Source organism: Dankookia sp. GCM10030260 (genome assembly GCF_042666655.1).
In the GTDB taxonomy this organism is placed as follows: domain Bacteria; phylum Pseudomonadota; class Alphaproteobacteria; order Acetobacterales; family Acetobacteraceae; genus Paracraurococcus.
In genome coordinates this window covers 1-15,819 of the sequence record NZ_JBHTDE010000037.1, presented here as the reverse complement: position 1 = coordinate 15,819, position 15,819 = coordinate 1, and the positions used below count along the sequence as shown (strand labels likewise).

The 15,819-nt window shown below is 73.3% G+C and carries 15 protein-coding genes and 1 pseudogene; 8 read left to right on the top strand and 8 right to left on the bottom strand.

The window, feature by feature from the left end:
* Positions 1-584, top strand: a 584-nt coding sequence (locus ACFQS7_RS29755; protein ID WP_380070770.1) for a succinylglutamate desuccinylase/aspartoacylase family protein, incomplete at its 5' end; no start/stop codon positions are given.
* Between the two features lie 66 nt (positions 585-650).
* Here the strand turns inward: ACFQS7_RS29755 and ACFQS7_RS29750 are convergent.
* Both ACFQS7_RS29750 and ACFQS7_RS29745 read right to left on the bottom strand, forming a co-directional pair.
* Positions 651-1,010: a GMC oxidoreductase gene (locus ACFQS7_RS29750; RefSeq protein WP_380070771.1), complete on the bottom strand. Its 360-nt coding sequence runs from the start codon at positions 1,008-1,010 to the stop codon at positions 651-653.
* A pseudogene (locus ACFQS7_RS29745) lies at positions 1,010-2,125 on the bottom strand (IS256 family transposase); the annotation flags it as partial. The gene ACFQS7_RS29750 and the pseudogene ACFQS7_RS29745, both read right to left, overlap by 1 nt.
* Before the next feature lie 613 nt (positions 2,126-2,738).
* Here ACFQS7_RS29745 and ACFQS7_RS29740 point away from each other — a divergent pair.
* From ACFQS7_RS29740 to def, 4 genes are all read left to right on the top strand, one after another.
* The gene (locus tag ACFQS7_RS29740; protein WP_380070769.1) at positions 2,739-3,161 is read left to right on the top strand and encodes a CopG family transcriptional regulator; all 423 of its coding nucleotides are present in this window, start codon (positions 2,739-2,741) and stop codon (positions 3,159-3,161) included.
* Between the two features lie 144 nt (positions 3,162-3,305).
* Positions 3,306-4,562, top strand: a complete 1,257-nt coding sequence (locus ACFQS7_RS29735) for an alpha/beta hydrolase family esterase (protein WP_380070768.1) — start codon at positions 3,306-3,308, stop codon at positions 4,560-4,562.
* Between the two features lie 142 nt (positions 4,563-4,704).
* On the top strand, positions 4,705-5,112 hold the full coding sequence (locus ACFQS7_RS29730) for a DUF4112 domain-containing protein (protein WP_380070767.1): 408 nt from the start codon (positions 4,705-4,707) through the stop codon (positions 5,110-5,112).
* On the top strand, positions 5,109-5,693 hold the full coding sequence (gene def / locus ACFQS7_RS29725) for a peptide deformylase (protein ID WP_380070766.1): 585 nt from the start codon (positions 5,109-5,111) through the stop codon (positions 5,691-5,693). Before ACFQS7_RS29730 ends, def begins: the two co-directional genes overlap by 4 nt.
* A gap of 33 nt (positions 5,694-5,726) precedes the next feature.
* Here def and ACFQS7_RS29720 read toward each other — a convergent pair whose 3' ends face one another.
* The 4 genes from ACFQS7_RS29720 to ACFQS7_RS29705 form a co-directional block, all read right to left on the bottom strand.
* The gene (locus tag ACFQS7_RS29720) at positions 5,727-6,125 is read right to left on the bottom strand and encodes a host attachment protein (protein WP_380070765.1); all 399 of its coding nucleotides are present in this window, start codon (positions 6,123-6,125) and stop codon (positions 5,727-5,729) included.
* Positions 6,126-6,354: 229 nt separating this feature from the next.
* Entirely contained in the window at positions 6,355-8,184 is a 1,830-nt protein-coding gene (recQ, locus tag ACFQS7_RS29715) for a DNA helicase RecQ (RefSeq protein WP_380070764.1), read from the bottom strand.
* Positions 8,185-8,232: 48 nt separating this feature from the next.
* On the bottom strand, positions 8,233-8,628 hold the full coding sequence (locus tag ACFQS7_RS29710; protein ID WP_380070763.1) for an OmpA family protein: 396 nt from the start codon (positions 8,626-8,628) through the stop codon (positions 8,233-8,235).
* Positions 8,629-8,698: 70 nt separating this feature from the next.
* Positions 8,699-9,658: a radical SAM protein gene (locus ACFQS7_RS29705; protein ID WP_380070762.1), complete on the bottom strand. Its 960-nt coding sequence runs from the start codon at positions 9,656-9,658 to the stop codon at positions 8,699-8,701.
* Between the two features lie 190 nt (positions 9,659-9,848).
* Here ACFQS7_RS29705 and ACFQS7_RS29700 point away from each other — a divergent pair, with 190 nt between their 5' ends.
* Positions 9,849-10,343 (top strand): Hsp20/alpha crystallin family protein, encoded by a 495-nt coding sequence (locus ACFQS7_RS29700; RefSeq protein ID WP_380070761.1) that lies wholly within the window; start codon positions 9,849-9,851, stop codon positions 10,341-10,343.
* A 163-nt stretch (positions 10,344-10,506) separates the two neighbouring features.
* Here the strand turns inward: ACFQS7_RS29700 and cydC are convergent, their stop codons facing one another.
* Both cydC and cydD read right to left on the bottom strand, forming a co-directional pair.
* The gene (cydC, locus tag ACFQS7_RS29695) at positions 10,507-12,153 is read right to left on the bottom strand and encodes a thiol reductant ABC exporter subunit CydC (RefSeq protein ID WP_380070760.1); all 1,647 of its coding nucleotides are present in this window, start codon (positions 12,151-12,153) and stop codon (positions 10,507-10,509) included.
* Positions 12,154-12,158: 5 nt separating this feature from the next.
* Positions 12,159-13,832 carry a thiol reductant ABC exporter subunit CydD gene (gene cydD, locus ACFQS7_RS29690; protein ID WP_380070759.1) on the bottom strand — a complete coding sequence of 558 codons (1,674 nt, stop codon included), beginning with the start codon at positions 13,830-13,832 and terminating at the stop codon, positions 12,159-12,161.
* A 103-nt stretch (positions 13,833-13,935) separates the two neighbouring features.
* Here cydD and ACFQS7_RS29685 point away from each other — a divergent pair, with 103 nt between their 5' ends.
* Entirely contained in the window at positions 13,936-14,826 is an 891-nt protein-coding gene (locus tag ACFQS7_RS29685) for a polysaccharide deacetylase family protein (RefSeq protein ID WP_380070758.1), read from the top strand.
* Positions 14,823-15,359, top strand: a complete 537-nt coding sequence (locus tag ACFQS7_RS29680; RefSeq protein ID WP_380070757.1) for a lipocalin family protein — start codon at positions 14,823-14,825, stop codon at positions 15,357-15,359. Before ACFQS7_RS29685 ends, ACFQS7_RS29680 begins: the two co-directional genes overlap by 4 nt.
* The last annotated feature ends 460 nt before the right edge of the window (positions 15,360-15,819 follow it).

The following is a 15,819-nucleotide window of genomic DNA, read 5'->3' as shown; positions in this document are numbered from 1 at the left end:
ACGCGATCGACTTCCACACGGGAACGACCGGCTTCGAGGTCACGGCATTCAATATCGGGGAAATGGGCGTACCGGCCGTCCGGACCATGCTGGAGCTGTATCCCGTCGGCCAGATCTTTGACAATCCGGTCTATGCGGGTGTGCTGCACAACGCCTTCATGGAGGCGGGCATCCCGTCCTTCACGCCAGAGATCGGCGCTGCACGCGTCCTCAATCCAGGCATGATCGCGCTGTTCGTGGAAGGTACGATGAACGTCCTCAAGCATCACGGCATCCTGGCTGGACCAATGGGACGCACAGCCAAAGACGTGCGCACCTATGTCGGCAACTCCGCCTTCCCGATCCTGGCCACCGCTGGCGGGCTCGTGGAGTTCCTCGTCAGCCTCAATGAGCGGGTCGAAGTGGGGCAGAAGGTCGCGGTCCAGCGCAACAACTTCGGCGAGGTGGTCGCGGAATATGCAAGTGGCGTGGCCGGGGAGATCGCGGGACTACGCAGCGACGCCATGTCCGAGCCCGGCAATCCCCTGGCCTTCATCCTGTTCAATCAGCCGGGGCCGAGGGGGCCTGCGAGCTATCCCGAGTGATCGGCGGCGGCAGGTGCCGGCACGCCGCAAACCCGTGGCCGACCACCATTGTGGCAGACTTCCCGCTCACCCGCACTCTGGCCGGAGAACGCGTGTCAGCACACGGGCCCGCCAAGCTCCCCGAGCACATGCTTTTAGCCCGTTAGGACCAAGTCGCTCGCTCTCTCGGCCCCAGCAATCGTGGCGGCATTCACCATCGTCTGCGGGATGCCCGGCAACACCGACGCATCGACCACGGAGCCCCGCAATGCCTTCAACGCGCAGCGCGCCGTCCACGACGGCCCCTAGGCGGCACGTACCGACGGGGTGATGGAACGAGTTCGCTGCGCGCCGCGCGAAGTCGCGCCGACCGGCGGTCGCTGCTCCGGCTGGGCCGGGATAGTGACCCGTGCCGGGTTTGCCGGAGGCTCCAACCGTTGAGAGGATAGAGCGATGACGGCGAAGACGACGACGGCGTCGTTGGGAAAGATGCCGACCACATCGGTGCGGCGCTTGATCTCGCCGTTGAGCCGCTCGATGAGGTTGGTCGAATGGAGCTTGGCCCTGTGTTCGCGGGGAACGCTCATGAAGGCCAGCACGTCCTCCTCGGCAGCGTCCATCAGGTTGGCCAGCTTCGGCACCTTGGGGCGGAGTTGGTCGGCGACCCGGCGCCATTGGGCGCGAGCGGCGGGAGCATCAGCTTCGGCATAGGCGGTACCGATCCAGGCCAAGACGATACGGCGCTGGGTCTTGCCCGCATGGGCGGCGGCGTTGCGGCCGGAATGCACGCGGCAGCGCTGCCATGTGGCCCGAGCACCTTGGCCACAGCGGCCTTGAGACCCTCATGGGCGTCGGAGATGACCAGCCTGGCCCCACGCGGGCCGCGCCGGGCCAGGCCGCGCAGGAAGCCCGTCCGGACGGTCTCCGCCTCGGAGGCGCCGACCGCCATGCCGAGCACCTCGCGCCGACCATCGCCATTGACGCCCACCGCAATGGTGACCGCCACGGAGACGATCCGGCCTGCCTCCCTGACCTTCACATAGGTGGCGTCGAGCCAGGTTGAGCGCACCGCGATCAACGGGCCAGTCACCCTCGATGGGACGCTCCAAGAAATCCCGAGCCCGGCCGTCGGTCTCGGCACACAGGCGGCTCACCTGGCTCTTGCTGGCCTCCTCCATGCCCATGGCCCGGACCAGGTCGTCCACGGAACGGGTGGAGGTGCCCTGGACGTAGGCCTCCTGGATCACCGCCGTCGGCGCCTTCTCCGCCAGCCGCCGGTTGAACGCATGCGTTCAACCCAGGAAGGCCGGGAAGCAGGAGCCGCGCCGCAGCTTCGGGATGCGGAGCTCCACCGTCCCAGCCCGGGTCTGCCAGTCGCGCTCCCGGTCGCCATTCCGCTGGTTCACCCGTCCGGCGCTGCGCTCGCCATGGCCGGCACCGCAGGCTCCCGCGGCATCCAGGTCCATCAGCCGATGGGCGGCGAAGCCGATCATCTCCCGCAGGAACATGGCATCGAAACCCTTCTCCGACAGTTCCCGAAGGGCGATCCTCTCGTCGGTCATCGTGGCGTCCTTGCTCAGAGTTGCGTGCCGCAACACAACCCTACCGAGGACTACCGCGATGGCCGCCGCCGTTGCGGCGGCGGCTTCCTACACCACGCCAAGGGGCATGACCGCACCTCGCGCGTGGTCAGGGTCGAAACCGTGTAGCCGCCCAGCCCGCTCAGCCGGAGCTGCGGCAGCCGCACGAGCAGATCGCTGGCGCCGGCGATCGCCAGGGTCCCCGCCATGGCAGGTCGGAACGCCGGGCCGATCCCGCTGCGCGTCACCCTGCGATGGGCGCAGGCCAGGCTCCACGCTCGCAGGACGTCACGTTGGTAATCCGGAAGAAGACCGTGCAACGGTGAAGCCTCCACGATCCGTGAAGCGATCATTGCAAAATCGCGACGAAAAGGCACCATCTGCGCGGGCTTTCCCGAGCCACGCGGCGCCGGCCGCGCGATGGGCTCCCGGGGGGGCCTGCTGTTGCCCGCAGGCAGGCCGGCGCGGCATCCGACCGGCGCGCAGCCGTCCGGGTCACGGGAACGACACCCGCCATGCAGGCCCGCACGGCCTTGAAAGCATCCCTCCACACTCCATATACCATCCACACAGATGGTCAGGGGATGTTTTCACGATGGCAGGCACCGTGCATGAGCTGCGTCCCAAGGCCGGCGGCGATACCGAGAAGATCACCATCAATCTCGGCTACGTCGACCTCGGCCATATCGACCTGCTGGTCCAGGACGGCTTCTATTCGAACCGTACCGACTTCATCCGCACCGCGATCCGTAACCAGATCGAACGGCACGCGGACGCGACGCGGCAGTCGGTCGCCCGGAAAAGCCTGGATCTCGGCTTGCGGCATTTCAGCCGCGCGGACCTCGAAGCGGTCCGCGCGGCGGGGCAGCGGCTGGATATCCGGGTGCTGGGCCTCGCCAGCATCGCCGCCGATGTCACGCCGGAGCTCGCCCAGGCGGCGATCGCCTCGATCTCCGTGCTCGGCGCGCTGCAGGCCAGCGCCGCGGTGAAGGCCGCGCTCGCCGACCGCACCCGCTGACCGGCCCGGCCCACACCGCCTTCCGCTGACCGCTCACCAGGGCGGCCAGCCGCTTCCACCATCGGCATTCCCCCCCTCGGGATGCCGGGCGAGCCCGCTTGCGCCCAGGGCCGACCCGCATCCCCGCATCCAAGGCATGAGACAATGAACGCGATCCTCCCGAATTCCATGCTCGAGGCGACCCGCCTCACCCGCGAAGGCAAGCTGGGCGAGGCCTCCGCGCTGCTGCAGACCCTGTTCCGTGGCGCGGCGCCGGCCGCCACCGCGGCGCCCGGGCCGCGGACCGCAGCCGGTGCCGCGGCAGGGCGCCCGCCGCGCATCATCGACATCGATCCCGAGACCGGCGAGGCGGCGGCGCCGGCCGCTGCGGCACCGGGCCCGGCGGCGTTCCCATGGCCCGCCGGCGGCGTGGGCACGACCGCGACGCCGCAGATGCCGGACGCGCTGCGCGGCTTCCTGGACCGGATCAACCCGGGCGGCCTGGCGCAGGGCCTGGGCGGGCTGGCCCAGGGCGCCGCGGCGCGGGCCGAGCCGCTTCCGGAGGGCGCCCGGTTCGTCGCCGGGACCTTCACCGGCGCGGCCGGCGGCCGCGGCTACAAGCTCTACATACCCGCCGCCTCTCGCGGCGCGGCGATGCCGCTGGTCGTCATGCTGCACGGCTGCACCCAGTCGCCGGACGACTTCGCCGCCGGCACCCGGATGAACGCGCTGGCCGAGGAGCATGGCTGCCTCATCGTCTATCCGGGCCAGACCCAGGCGGCCAATGCGCAGAAATGCTGGAACTGGTTCAGCCCGGCCGACCAGCAGCGCGACCAGGGCGAACCGGCGCTGATCGCCGGCATCACCCGCCAGGTCATGCGCGACCACGCGGTCGACCCGCGCCGGGTCTATGTCGCCGGCCTGTCCGCCGGCGGGGCGGCGGCCGCCATCATGGGGCAGGCATACCCCGAGCTCTACGCCGCGGTGGGGGTGCATTCCGGACTGGCCTGCGGCGCGGCGCGCGACATGCCCTCGGCCTTCGCCGCCATGCGGCAGGGCGCCGGCGGCCCGGCCGAGGCCCGCAGCCGGCAGGTCATGCCGACCATCGTGTTCCATGCCGACAAGGACCACACGGTGAACCCGCGCAACGGCGACCAGGTCATCGCCCAGTCTGCCGCATCCAGCACGCTACGGGCCGAGGTGCAGCGCGGGCAGGTGCCGGGGGGCCATGCCTATACCCGCACCCTCCACGCCGATGCCGCTGGCCGGCCGGTGCTGGAGCAATGGCTGGTGCATGGCGGCGGGCATGCCTGGTCCGGCGGCAGCGTCGCCGGATCCTATACCGACCCGCGCGGGCCCGACGCGTCGCGCGAGATGCTCCGTTTCTTCCTGGAGCACCCGCTGGCCGCCGGGGCGGCATGAACCGGCCCGCCGGCAGGGCGGTTGCGATGGCGGGCGGGGAGCGTCGGCAGGCGCTCCCCACGCAAGCCGGCCGCGGCGACGCGGGGCGCTGCGACCGGGGACCGCCCTGCGGCGTTCCAGGGCCCAACCCCGCGAGGTCCCGATGATCCGTCAGCCGACCCTTGACCAGACCCTGGCGCCGCGCGCCGCGCCGGACCAGCGCTCCGCCGCCCGGCTGGAGGCGATCGCCAACCTGCTCGACAGCCGCTGGCGCATCCCCGGCACCGGCATCCGCTTCGGCGCGGATCCGCTGCTGAGCCTGCTGCCCGGGCTGGGCCCGGTCGTCTCCATGGCGATCTCCGGCTACCTGATCTGGGAGGCCCGCCGGCTCGGGGTCTCGACCGGGACGGTGCTGCGCATGCTCGGCAACCTGGGGCTGGATGGCCTGATCAGCGCGGTGCCGCTGGCGGGCACGGTCGGCGACGTCTTCTTCCGCGCCAACCGGCGCAACATGGCCCTGCTCCGGCGGCACTTGGCCGGCGGCACGCGGTCTCCCGCCGGCGCGCCATGACCGTCCTGAAGATCGCCCGCATGGGCCACCCCGTCCTGCTCGAGCGCTGCCGGCCCGTCGCCGATCCCGGCGCGCCCGAGATCCGCCGGCTGGTGCGCGACATGATCGAGACCATGGAGGACGCGCCCGGGGCGGGCCTCGCCGCGCCGCAGGTCCATGTCCCGCTGCGGCTCTTCGTCTTCCGGGTGCTGCCCGAGCGGAGCACCGGCGCGCCGGACGACACGGTCATCGGCAACACGGTGGTGATCAACCCGGTGGTGGAACCCCTCGGGGCGGAGACGCACCTGCGCTGGGAGGGATGCCTGTCGATCCCCGGCCTGCGCGCGGCGGTGCCGCGCTTCCGGCGCGTGCGCTATTCGGGCGTGGATTGCGACGGGCGCCCGGTCTCGGCCGAGGCCGGCGGCTTCCACGCCGGCGTCGTCCAGCACGAGAACGACCACCTCGACGGCATCCTCTACCCGATGCGGATGACCGATTTCCGCCAGATGGGCTTCACCGAGGAACTGGCCCGGGCGGAGGAGCTGGCGCTGCGGCTGGACACCGCCCGGGCGGCATGGACCAGCGCGGCCAGCCGCGCCTGAGCGGCCGGCGGGCGCCGGTTCCAGCCGGCTGGGTCAGCTGAAGTGCGAGGTCAGTTCCTTGTCGGGCAGGTTGACGTAGTCCTTGCTCATGGTCTTGCTGACCAGGCCGGTGGCTTCCTTGCTCAGCCCCTCGCGGATGCCGTGCAGCACCTGGGCGGAGGCGGCGATGACCAGCTCGTCCGTCTGGCCGCGGCGCACCGCCTCGTTCACGTAGTCGGCCACGGCCTTGGCGAAATGCGCCTCCGACTGGTCCTTCGGGTCGGACTTCGGCGCCTTCAGCTGGCTCACGCCGGAATCCGCGCTCTCCACCGCATTCGCCTTGCCGGAGGCATCGAAGCTGTGCTGCGTGCGGAGCCCGTCATCGGTGCTGACCAGGATGCGCGCCTTGCCGCCATCCGCCACGACGTACCAGGTATGGACGGGCTTGCTCATATTCGTTCTCCGTTGCTGCGGACCCGGGTGGGCCGGCCAGGCGGTTGAACGTGCCGCCCTGCCATTCGGCGGCATGCCATTCGGCAGGGCTCGCCATGCGCGTCCCGACGCGCGGGAATCCGGGCCGCCTGTGCGGGCCGGGCCGTCCCCCGCAGGGTCCGGGAGCGCCGGAGGGCCGTGACCGAACGCCGCTGCGACGACGGGGCCCCTGCGCAGCCCGACGCCGCCCCTAGCCTTCGTCCCTCACCACCCGCAGCACGCCGTCGGCATAGCGCTCCAGCTTGCTGCGGCCGACGCCGGGGATCATCGCCAGGTCCTCGGCATCCTGCGGCCGCGCCGCGGCGATCGCCGCCAGGGTCTCGTTGTGGAAGATGACATAGGCCGGCACGCCCTGCGCCTCGGCCTCGCGCTTGCGCCAGGCGCGCAGCGCCTCGAACAGCGCGTCGCCCGCCATGGCCGGCTGGGCGCCGCGCCCGCCGCGTTCGCGCGGCGTGCTGGCGGCGACCGATTCGGCCCGCAGCATGACCTTCCGCTCGCCCTTGAGGATCGGCCTGGCGGCATCCGTCGGCACCAGCTCGCCATGGTTCTCGATGGCGACGTCGAGCGCGCCGATCGCCACCAGCTGCCGCGCCACGCCGCGCCAGGCCTGGTCCGACAGATCCTTCCCCACGCCGAAGGTGGGCAGCTGGTCGTGCGAGAACTGCGCGACCTTGTCGGTGACCTTGCCGCGCAGCACGTCGACCAGATGCGCCACGCCGAAGCGCCGCCCGGTGCGCAGCACCGCGCTCAGCAGCTTCTGCGCCGGCACCGTGCCGTCGAACAGCCGGGGCGGGTTGCGGCAGACGTCGCAGGCGCCGCAATCCTCCGGCCCATCCTCGCCGAAGCAGCGCAGCAGGATGCGCCGGCGGCAGGTCGCCGCCTCGGCGATCGAGACGATGGCCTCAAGCCGGGCGCGCTCGATCCGCTTCTGCTCGTCGGGCGCCGGGCTCTCGGCGATGCGGTGGCGGGCCAGCGCGATATCGCCGGCGCCGTAGAGCAGCAGGGCGCGGGCCGGCAGCCCGTCGCGCCCGGCGCGGCCGATCTCCTGGTACCAGCTCTCGGGCGATTTCGGCAGGTCGAGATGCGCCACCCAGCGCACGTCCGGCCGGTCGATCCCCATGCCGAAGGCGATGGTCGCCGCCATCACCACCGCATCGCCGCGGGCGAAGCGGCGATGCGCGTCGCGCTTGGCCTGCGGCTCCATCCCGGCATGGAAGCTCAGCGCGTCGTAGCCGTCGCCGCGCAGCCATTCCGCGGTCTGCTCGGTCTTCGCCCGCGTGCCGCAATAGACGATGCCCGCGCCGGTGCCGTCGCCGGCGGCCTTGATGAAGGCGCGGAGCTGGCCGCGCTCGGACTCGCGCGGCTCGGAGGCGATGAAGATGTTGGGGCGGTCGAAGCCGCCGCGGAAGACCGGGCTGTCGGCCAGGCCCAGCTGCGCGCGGATGTCCTCCACCGTGCGCGGATCGGCGGTCGCCGTCAGCGCCATCCGCGGCACCCCGGGGAAGCGCGTCGCCAGCAGGCCGAGCCCGCGGTATTCCGGCCGGAAGTGGTGGCCCCACTGGCTGACGCAATGCGCCTCGTCGATGGCGAACAGCGCCAGCGGCCGGCGCGCCAGGAAATCCAGCGTGCCGTCCAGCAGCAGCCGCTCCGGCGAGACATACAGCAGCTTGATGGCGTCGCGCGCCAGGTCGCGCTTGACCTCGCGCGCCTGGTCCTCCGGCAGGTCGGAATGCAGCGCGGCGGCGGCTACGCCCTGCTGCCGCATCGCCGCGACCTGGTCTTCCATCAGGGCAATGAGCGGGGAGACGACGACGCCGAGCCCCGGCCGGCACAGCGCCGGCACCTGGAAGCACAGCGACTTGCCGCCGCCGGTCGGCATGAGCACGAGTCCGGAGCCGCCCGCCATCACGTGGCGGACGATCTCCTCCTGGCGTCCGCGGAAGGCGGGGTGGCCGAAGACGCGGTGCAGGACCTCCTCGGGCGCCTCGCCCTCGGTGTCCGGCCTCGGCTGGTCGAGCATGCCGCGGCTATAGCATGCCGCGGCCGAGTCCCAACCGGCGGCGCGGCCTTATTGGCCGATCACGATCTCCACCCGGCGCGATTCGGTCGGGAAGCTGTCGAAGGGCACCGCGCCGCGGGATTCGATGCGGATGCGGCTGCGCTCGACGCCGGCTTCCGCCAGGTGGTCGGCGACATGCTGCGCCCGCAGGCCGGCGAGCGCCTTGCTGAAAGCCGGGGCGCCGGCATCGGGCGCGGCGAAGCCACGCACCCGCACCGGCACGCCGGCGCGCGACTTCGCCAGGGCGGCGGCCTGGCCGACGATCGCCTGGGCATCCGGGTCCAGCGCCGCGCTGTCGGCGGTGAAAAAGACCACCGTCACCGGGGCCGGTGCGGGCGGCTCGGGCGACTGGCAGGCGGCCAGGGCCAGCAGGGGCAGGACGGCGAAAGCGAGGCGACGGCGCATGGCACGACTCCGGATCGGTCACTCCGGCGATTGGTCCGGGAAAGCCGCGGCTGCGTCAACCACGCGCGTCTCAGCGCGAACAGGCGGCGCCGCCGAGGACGCAGAATTTGGCGCAGTGCGGATGGTTCAGCGCGACCGGCCGCGACGCCTCGGCGAGCGTCTCGCCCAGCTCGAATTGCGGGTCGTAGGGCAGCAGCGTGCAGGCCAGCACCGCCGGCCGCGCCGCGCCGCGCCGCTTCACCAGCATCCGGGCCGAGGCGCACATCAGGCTGTCCGGCGACTTGCGCAGGATGCCCCAGCAGGCGGTGGTGATCTCCGGCACGTCGGCGCCGGCGTCCATCTCCGGGAACAGCATCAGCGACACCGGATCGGTGGCGTCGATGGCGATGCCGCGCGCGGCGAACAGCGCGGCGAAGCCGGCGCGCATCGCCGCCTCGGCCTCGTTGCCGAAGGCCGCACGGCCGGCGACATGGGTGCGGAAGCCCTGCCGCGACAGCCATTCCACCCCCTCCATCGCCTGGGCGAAGCTGCCCTCCTGCCGTTCCAGGTCGTGCAGCAGGGCGGAATGGTGGTCGAGGCTGACGCGCAAGGTCAGCCGGTCGCCATGCGCCGCCCGCAGCGCCAGCAGCGCGGCGGCATGGTTGCGCATCGGCTTCATCGCGTTGGTCAGCACCAGGGCGCGGAAGCCGCGCGACAGCACGTCGTCCAGCATCGCCGGCAGGTCGCGGTTGAGGAAGGGCTCGCCGCCGGTGAAGCCGATCTCCTCGACCGGCAGCGCGTCGCGGGCGATCTCGTCGAGATACCCGCGCAGCTCCGCCGCCGTGAGGTAGGCCAGCGCGTCGTTCCGCGGGCTGCTCTCGATGTAGCAGTTGCGGCAGGTGATGTTGCAGAGCGTGCCGGTATTGACCCAGAGCGTGCGCAGCGCCGCCAGTGCCACGGTGGCGCGTGCCTCGCCCTTCGCCGTCACCAGCGGGTCGCGGAATTTCAGCGGGTCGAGCGGACGGGTCGCGGGGGCGGCGATGACGGACACGCGGCGTTGGCTCCTGGCAGGCAAGGATGGGTACGCCGCGGTGGTACCGACGGTTACCGCCGCGAGCCTATCACAGCTCCTTGTCCTTGCGGCGGGGACCGGGGCCGGCCGCGCTTGAGGTACCGCAAGGTCGCCGCGGCCACGCGGCGCAATCCTGCCCCGGGTCCCAACGCGGCCCACGCGAAAAAAGATGTCGGAGGATACGATGCTCTCGCGCTTCCTTGCATCCCGCAACGACCTGACCCGCGGCGACGATCCCTTCTTCCAGCTCCAGCGCGAGCTGAGCCGCGCGGTGGATGAAGTGTTCCGCGGCGCCGCCGGGCCGCGGCTGCCGCTCGGTGGCGGCTTCGCCCCCAGCCTCGACGTGAAGGAGACGCCGGAGGGGCTGGAACTGACCGCCGAACTGCCCGGCGTCGCCGAGGGCGACATCGACCTCGCCCTGGATGGCGAGACGCTGACGCTGCGCGGCGAGAAGAAGGCGGAGAGGACGACCGAGGAACGCGGCCTGCACGTGCAGGAGCGCAGCTACGGCAGCTTCCAGCGCAGCCTGCGGCTGCCCTTCGCGCCGGAGCCGGGCAGCGTCTCGGCCAGCTTCGACAAGGGCGTGCTGCGGGTGACGCTGCCGCGGCCGGCCAAGACGCCGCTGACGGAGAACCGGATCCCGATCAAGGGACCGGCCGCCTGAGGGTTGGTGGGACGCAGCAAGGCCGGGGAGAAGGCATCCTCCCCGGACCTCCCCGTCCATTTCCGGGGGGTGGCGCCTGCCGTGCGGCGCATCCCGCCACACGAGGCGCAAAGCCGGGACTGTGGGATCCCCCGCAGGCCCGACCTTCCACGAGTCGCCGCAGTCACCCCGCCGCCGGCAGGGCGCGGCCGCCGGCCAGCCGCAGGATGCGGGTCGGCCGCTCCACCCCGACCAGGCGATGGGTGATCAGGATCACCGTGCGGCCGGCGGTCACGCCCTCCAGCGTCTCCAGGAAGGCCCGCTCGGTCTCGGCATCCAGCCCCGCCGTGGGTTCGTCCAGCACCAGCACCGGCGCGGCCGAAAGCAGCACCCGGGCCAGCGCCAGCCGGCGCGCCTGGCCGCCGGAGAAGCGCGCGCCGCCCTCGCCGCAACGGGTTTCCAGGGCTTCCGGCAGGGCCCGCACCAGCTCGCCGATGCCGGCCCGGTCCAGCGCCCGCCACAGCGCCGCATCCGGCGCGGCGGGGGCGGCGATGCGCAGGTTGGCGGCGATGCTGTCGTCGAACAGCCGTGCATCCTGGGTCAGGCAGGCGATCCGCCGGCGGATGAACTCGGCCGGCAGCGCGGCGATGTCGACCCCGCCGAAGCTGATCCGTCCCGCCTGCGGCGCCGCCAGCTTCAGCAGCAGCGCCACCAGGCTGGACTTGCCGATGCCGGACGGCCCGAGCAGCGCCAGCCGCGTGCCCTCGGGGATGTCGAGGTCGAGCCCGTCGAAGACCGCGCCGCGGTCGGGGGTCCAGGCGAAGTGCAGGCCCTCGATCCGGATCGCATGGCCGGTCGGCTCCGCCGCGGACGTCACCGGCTCGGCGACCGGCGGCGGCTGGTCGGCCAGCTCGAACAGCCGCCGCGCCCCGGCCGCGGCCTGCGCCAGCGCAACGCCGGCGCGCGGCAGCAGGCCGAGCGATTCCGCCGAGGCCACCGCCAGGAACAGGCCGAGCACCGCCAGCGCGGCACCCTCCGCCCCCACCGCAAGCCCCCAGGCCAGGGCGCCCAGCAGCGCCGCCTGCACCAGCAGCGTCCCCGCCGCGCCGGCCCAGGCGGCGCGCCAGCCCAGGCCGCGCTGGGCCAGGGCCAAAGCCTCCGCCTCCCGCGCCAGGGTGGCGCCGGCGGCCTGCTCGGCATTGGCGGCCAGCACGTCCTCGACCCCCAGCAGCGGGTCGATCGCCGCGGCGCGCAGCCTGCCCTGCGCCGTGGCGGCCTGCTCCGCCGCCCGTGCCGCGCCGGGGGCCAGCAGCAGCGGCAGCAGCAGCGCCACGGCCAGCGGCAAGGCGACGATCGCCGCCAGCAGCGGCGCCCCGGCCAGCAGCGCCGCCCCCGCCAGCACCACGGCCAGGGCCGAGATCACCGGCACCAGCGCCCGCAGGTAGAGCCCGTCGAGCGAATCGACATCCGAGACCAGCCGCCCCAGCAGGTCGCCCGACCGGCCGAGGCCGATGCCGCCCGGCAGCCGGTCGGCCAGCCGGCGGAAGAACCAGATGCGGGTATCGGTCAGCGCCCGGAAGGTCGCCGCGTGGGTCACCATGCGTTCCGACCAGCGCGCCGCCGGGCGCAGCGCCACCAGCGGCTGCAGCAGCAGGAAGGCCAGACCGCCGCCCAGCGCCGCGCCGCCCAGCGCGGCGGCGATCCCCTGCCCCGCCAGCGCCAGCAGCGCCACGCCGAGCAGGGTCGAGCCGGCCGAGACGGCGATGCCGGCGGTGAGCCAGCCGGCCTGGGCACGCCAGAGGCCGAGGGTGCGGGCCAGGTCGCGCAGCATCCGGTTCAGCCCTGGGCCACGCGCGGCGCGCCGAGCGCGCGCCCGGCCTCGATCTCCAGCACCCGGCCGAGCCTGGCCCGCGCCCCGCTATGGCTGGCGATGATCGCGGTGCGGCCGATGCAGAGCCGCTGCAGGCTCTCGATCACCAGGGATTCCGTGCCGGGGTCGAGATGCGCGGTGGGCTCGTCCAGCAGCACCAGCGGGGTGTCGCGCAGGAAGGCCCGCGCCAGCGCCACCCGCTGCGCCTGGCCGCCGGACAGGCCCCAGCCGCCCTCGCCCACCAGCGTGTCGAGCCCCTGCGGCAGGGCCTTGGCGAAGTCGAGCACATGCGCGGCCCGCGCCGCGGCCTCGACCTGCCCGGGCGTCGCCTCCGGCCGGGCGAAGCGGATGTTCTCGCGCAGCGTGGCGCGGAACAGATGCGGGGCCTGCCCGACATAGGCGCTCAGCCGCCGGAGTTCCGCCGGCCGCAGGGCCATGGCGTCCTGGCCGTTGATCGAGACCCGCCCCGCCTCGGGCCGGGCGAAGCCCATCAGGATGCGCAGCACCGAGGACTTGCCGGCGCCCGAAGGCCCGGCCAGCACCAGCGTCTCCCCGGCATTGGCGCGGAAGGACAGGCCATCGAGCGCCGGCGGCCGGGCCGGGTCGTAGGACAGCCGGACATCGCTGAAGGTGACCACGACGCGCGGCGGCATCGCCTCCAGCCGCAGGCCGGGCGCCGGGCCATCGGCCAGCAGCGGCGCCAGCGCGGCGGCGGCGCCGGCGGCCGAGAGGCGGTCCTGGTAGGCCGCCGCGAAGCCGCGCAGCGGCGCGAAGAAGGCCGGCACCAGCAGCAGGCTGAACAGCGCGGCGCTCGGGTCCGCCCCGCCGCCGAGCAGCGCCCGGTGCCGCCAGGCCAAGCAGGCCAGCACGCCGGCCGAGAGCAGCTCCAGCGCCGTGCCCGAGAGGAAGGCGACGCGCAGCACCTTCATGGTGTGGCGGCGGAGTTCCGTGGCGGCCTCACCGAGCGCCACCGCCTCGCTTTCCTGCCGGTTGAACAGCACCAGGGTAGGCAGGCCGCGCATGCGGTCGAGGAAGCGGCCGGAGAGCCGGCCCAGCGCCTCGAACTGCCGCCGGCTGGCCTGGGCGGCGCCGATGCCGGTCAGCGCCATGGCGACGGGGTAGAGGATGCCGGCGATCGCCAGCACGACCCCGCTACCGGGATCGGCCCAGGCGACGGCGGCGAGGACCAGCACGGGACCTGCCATGGCCAGCGCCGCGGCGGGGATCCAGCGGGCGAAATAGCCGTCCAGCGCCTCGACCCGGTCCACCACCAGCGAGGCGCGGTCGCCGACGCCGCGCTGGTCGGCCGGCCCCGCTTCGAGCAGCCGGGCGAAGGCGGCGTCGCGCAGCCGGGCCCGCGCCGCCTCGCCCGCCGCGAGCTGGGCGCGTTCCTGGGCCAGCGCCAGCCCGGCGCCGAGCAAGGCCAGGGCGGCCGCCGCGGCGAGGTCCGCCCAGCCGGCCTCGCCATGGCCCAGCAGCCTGGCGAGCAGCCCCGCCACCAGCCAGGCGCCGGCGATCGCCGCCACCAGCGCACAGAGGCCCAGCAGGATCGGCAGCATGACCTGCCGGCGGAGCGCACGGGATTCGCGGCGCAGCAGCGCCCGGGCGGCGCCGTCCCGCGTCACCGAGGGAGAGTCCATGCACCCTTCTAACCCCGCCGGCGGCCGGACGTCACGCCACCCGGCTTGCCGCCGGGCGAAACCGCGGTCACATGCGCAAGGAAGCTTCCGGAGACGCCGCCCGATGCTGCCGCACCATGGCCGCTACGCCTACCACCCCTGGCCCGAGCGGCCGCGACATGCCTGGCCGGGCGGGGCAAGGCTGGCGGTCTATCTCGGCGTCAACCTGGAGCATTTCGCCTTCGGCGAGGGCCTCGGCGCCGAGCTCGCGCCCGGCGGGCCGCAGCCCGACGTGCTGAACCATGCCTGGCGGGACTACGGCAACCGGGTCGGCGGCTGGCGGCTGATCGAGCTGCTGGACCGGCTCAGCCTGCCGGCGACCGTGCTGCTGAACAGCGCGATGTACGACCACGCGCCGCAACTGGTCGCCGCCCACCGTGCCCGCGGCGACGAGATGGCCGGCCATGGCCGGACCAATTCCGAACGCCAGAGCAGCCTGCCCGAGGCCGAGGAGCGCCGGCTGATCGCCGAGAGCACCGCGGCGATCGCGCGGCACGAGGGCCGCCCGCCGCGCGGCTGGCTCTCCCCCTGGATCGCCGAGAGCCGGGCGACGCCGGACCTGCTGGCCGCGGCCGGCTACCGCTACACGCTCAACTGGTGCATGGACGACCAGCCCATCTGGATGGCGACCGCGGCCGGGCGGCTGCTGGCGATCCCCTATCCGCAGGAGGTCAACGATATCCCCGCCATCGCCGTCCGCCGCGACGGCGCCGAGCAGTTCGCCGCCATGGTGCTGGCCGATTTCGAGGAGCGGCTGGACCAGGTCGGCCGCGACGGCATCCCGCAGGTGATGGGCATCGCGCTGCACCCCTATATCATCGGCCAGCCCTACCGGCTGCGGGCGCTGCGCGGCGCGCTGGCGGCGATCGCGGCGCGGCGCGACGCGGTCTGGATCACCACCGCGGGCGCCATCTTCGACCATGTCGCCTCGCTGCCGGAAGGGATGGTCCCATGAAGCGCCTTGTCTTGGCCGCCACGCTGCTGCTGGGCGGCTGCATCGCCGCCCCGGACGCCACGACGCCGCAGCCGGTGGCGGCGGTCGACGTGCAGCGCTACCTCGGCACCTGGCACGAGGTGGCCCGGCTGCCGATGTGGGCGCAGGATTCGTCGAGCGTGTCCTGCGAGGACACCACGGCGACCTACACGCCGCGCCCGGACGGGCGGATCGGCGTGCTGAACCGCTGCCTGAACGCGCTGGCCGGCGACGCGCCGCGCGAGGCGACCGGCCAGGCCTATGCGGTCGCGGGCAGCGACAACGCCCGGCTGCGGGTGTCCTTCTTCTGGCCCTTCTTCGGCAATTACTGGGTGATCGGCCTGGACCCGGACTACCGCTGGGCGGTCGTGGGCGAACCCGACCGGCGCTGGCTCTGGGTGCTGTCGCGGACGCCGAAGCTGGAGGCGGCGGCGTTCGAGCAGGCGCTCGGGATCGCCCGGGCGCAGGGCTACGACCTGGCGCCGTTGAAGGTGGCGCGCGGCCAGCGGGGATGAGGCGGGGCGAACCGCTTCGGACCCATTCATCCCGCCCGAGGCGCCCTCCGCCCGCGCCGGGCAGCATGCCACCCCATCGAAGGCCTGCCCCGCCACGGGCAGGAGGGTTGCAGGTTTCCAGGACCTGACCGCGACCGCGATCGGCGGCTTCGGACACCGCCCCGGCCACCGGCACGGCGATGCCGCGGGACGGACGCGGTCGTCCAGGGGCACCGAGGCGCGTCCTCGGAGGCGCCCGCGGCGAAGGCCGGTCATTTCGCTCTCCTCCGGCCTGGCCCCGCCGCCACACGTCCGCGCTATTTCCGACCTGCGGACAGCATCCGGCGCAGCCTAGCCCAACTTGAACACCGCCTACTGCGAACTGCCTGATATGGCTTGTGAATTTGGGAAAATCAGGGGCGCGTGGCACTACGCCTGGGTCGCCCCCGGCGTTTGGGCAAAGTGTCGGGCGTTTGCGCTG

Coding starts and splice junctions, on each gene's coding strand:
- ACFQS7_RS29740 (WP_380070769.1), top strand. CDS start 2,739: ATGGCAGGCACCGTGCATGAGCTGCGTCCCAAGGCCGGCGGCGATACC.
- ACFQS7_RS29735 (WP_380070768.1), top strand. CDS start 3,306: ATGAACGCGATCCTCCCGAATTCCATGCTCGAGGCGACCCGCCTCACC.
- ACFQS7_RS29730 (WP_380070767.1), top strand. CDS start 4,705: ATGATCCGTCAGCCGACCCTTGACCAGACCCTGGCGCCGCGCGCCGCG.
- def (WP_380070766.1), top strand. CDS start 5,109: ATGACCGTCCTGAAGATCGCCCGCATGGGCCACCCCGTCCTGCTCGAG.
- ACFQS7_RS29720 (WP_380070765.1), bottom strand. CDS start 6,125: ATGAGCAAGCCCGTCCATACCTGGTACGTCGTGGCGGATGGCGGCAAG.
- recQ (WP_380070764.1), bottom strand. CDS start 8,184: ATGCTCGACCAGCCGAGGCCGGACACCGAGGGCGAGGCGCCCGAGGAG.
- ACFQS7_RS29710 (WP_380070763.1), bottom strand. CDS start 8,628: ATGCGCCGTCGCCTCGCTTTCGCCGTCCTGCCCCTGCTGGCCCTGGCC.
- ACFQS7_RS29700 (WP_380070761.1), top strand. CDS start 9,849: ATGTCGGAGGATACGATGCTCTCGCGCTTCCTTGCATCCCGCAACGAC.
- cydC (WP_380070760.1), bottom strand. CDS start 12,153: ATGCTGCGCGACCTGGCCCGCACCCTCGGCCTCTGGCGTGCCCAGGCC.
- cydD (WP_380070759.1), bottom strand. CDS start 13,832: ATGGACTCTCCCTCGGTGACGCGGGACGGCGCCGCCCGGGCGCTGCTG.
- ACFQS7_RS29685 (WP_380070758.1), top strand. CDS start 13,936: ATGCTGCCGCACCATGGCCGCTACGCCTACCACCCCTGGCCCGAGCGG.
- ACFQS7_RS29680 (WP_380070757.1), top strand. CDS start 14,823: ATGAAGCGCCTTGTCTTGGCCGCCACGCTGCTGCTGGGCGGCTGCATC.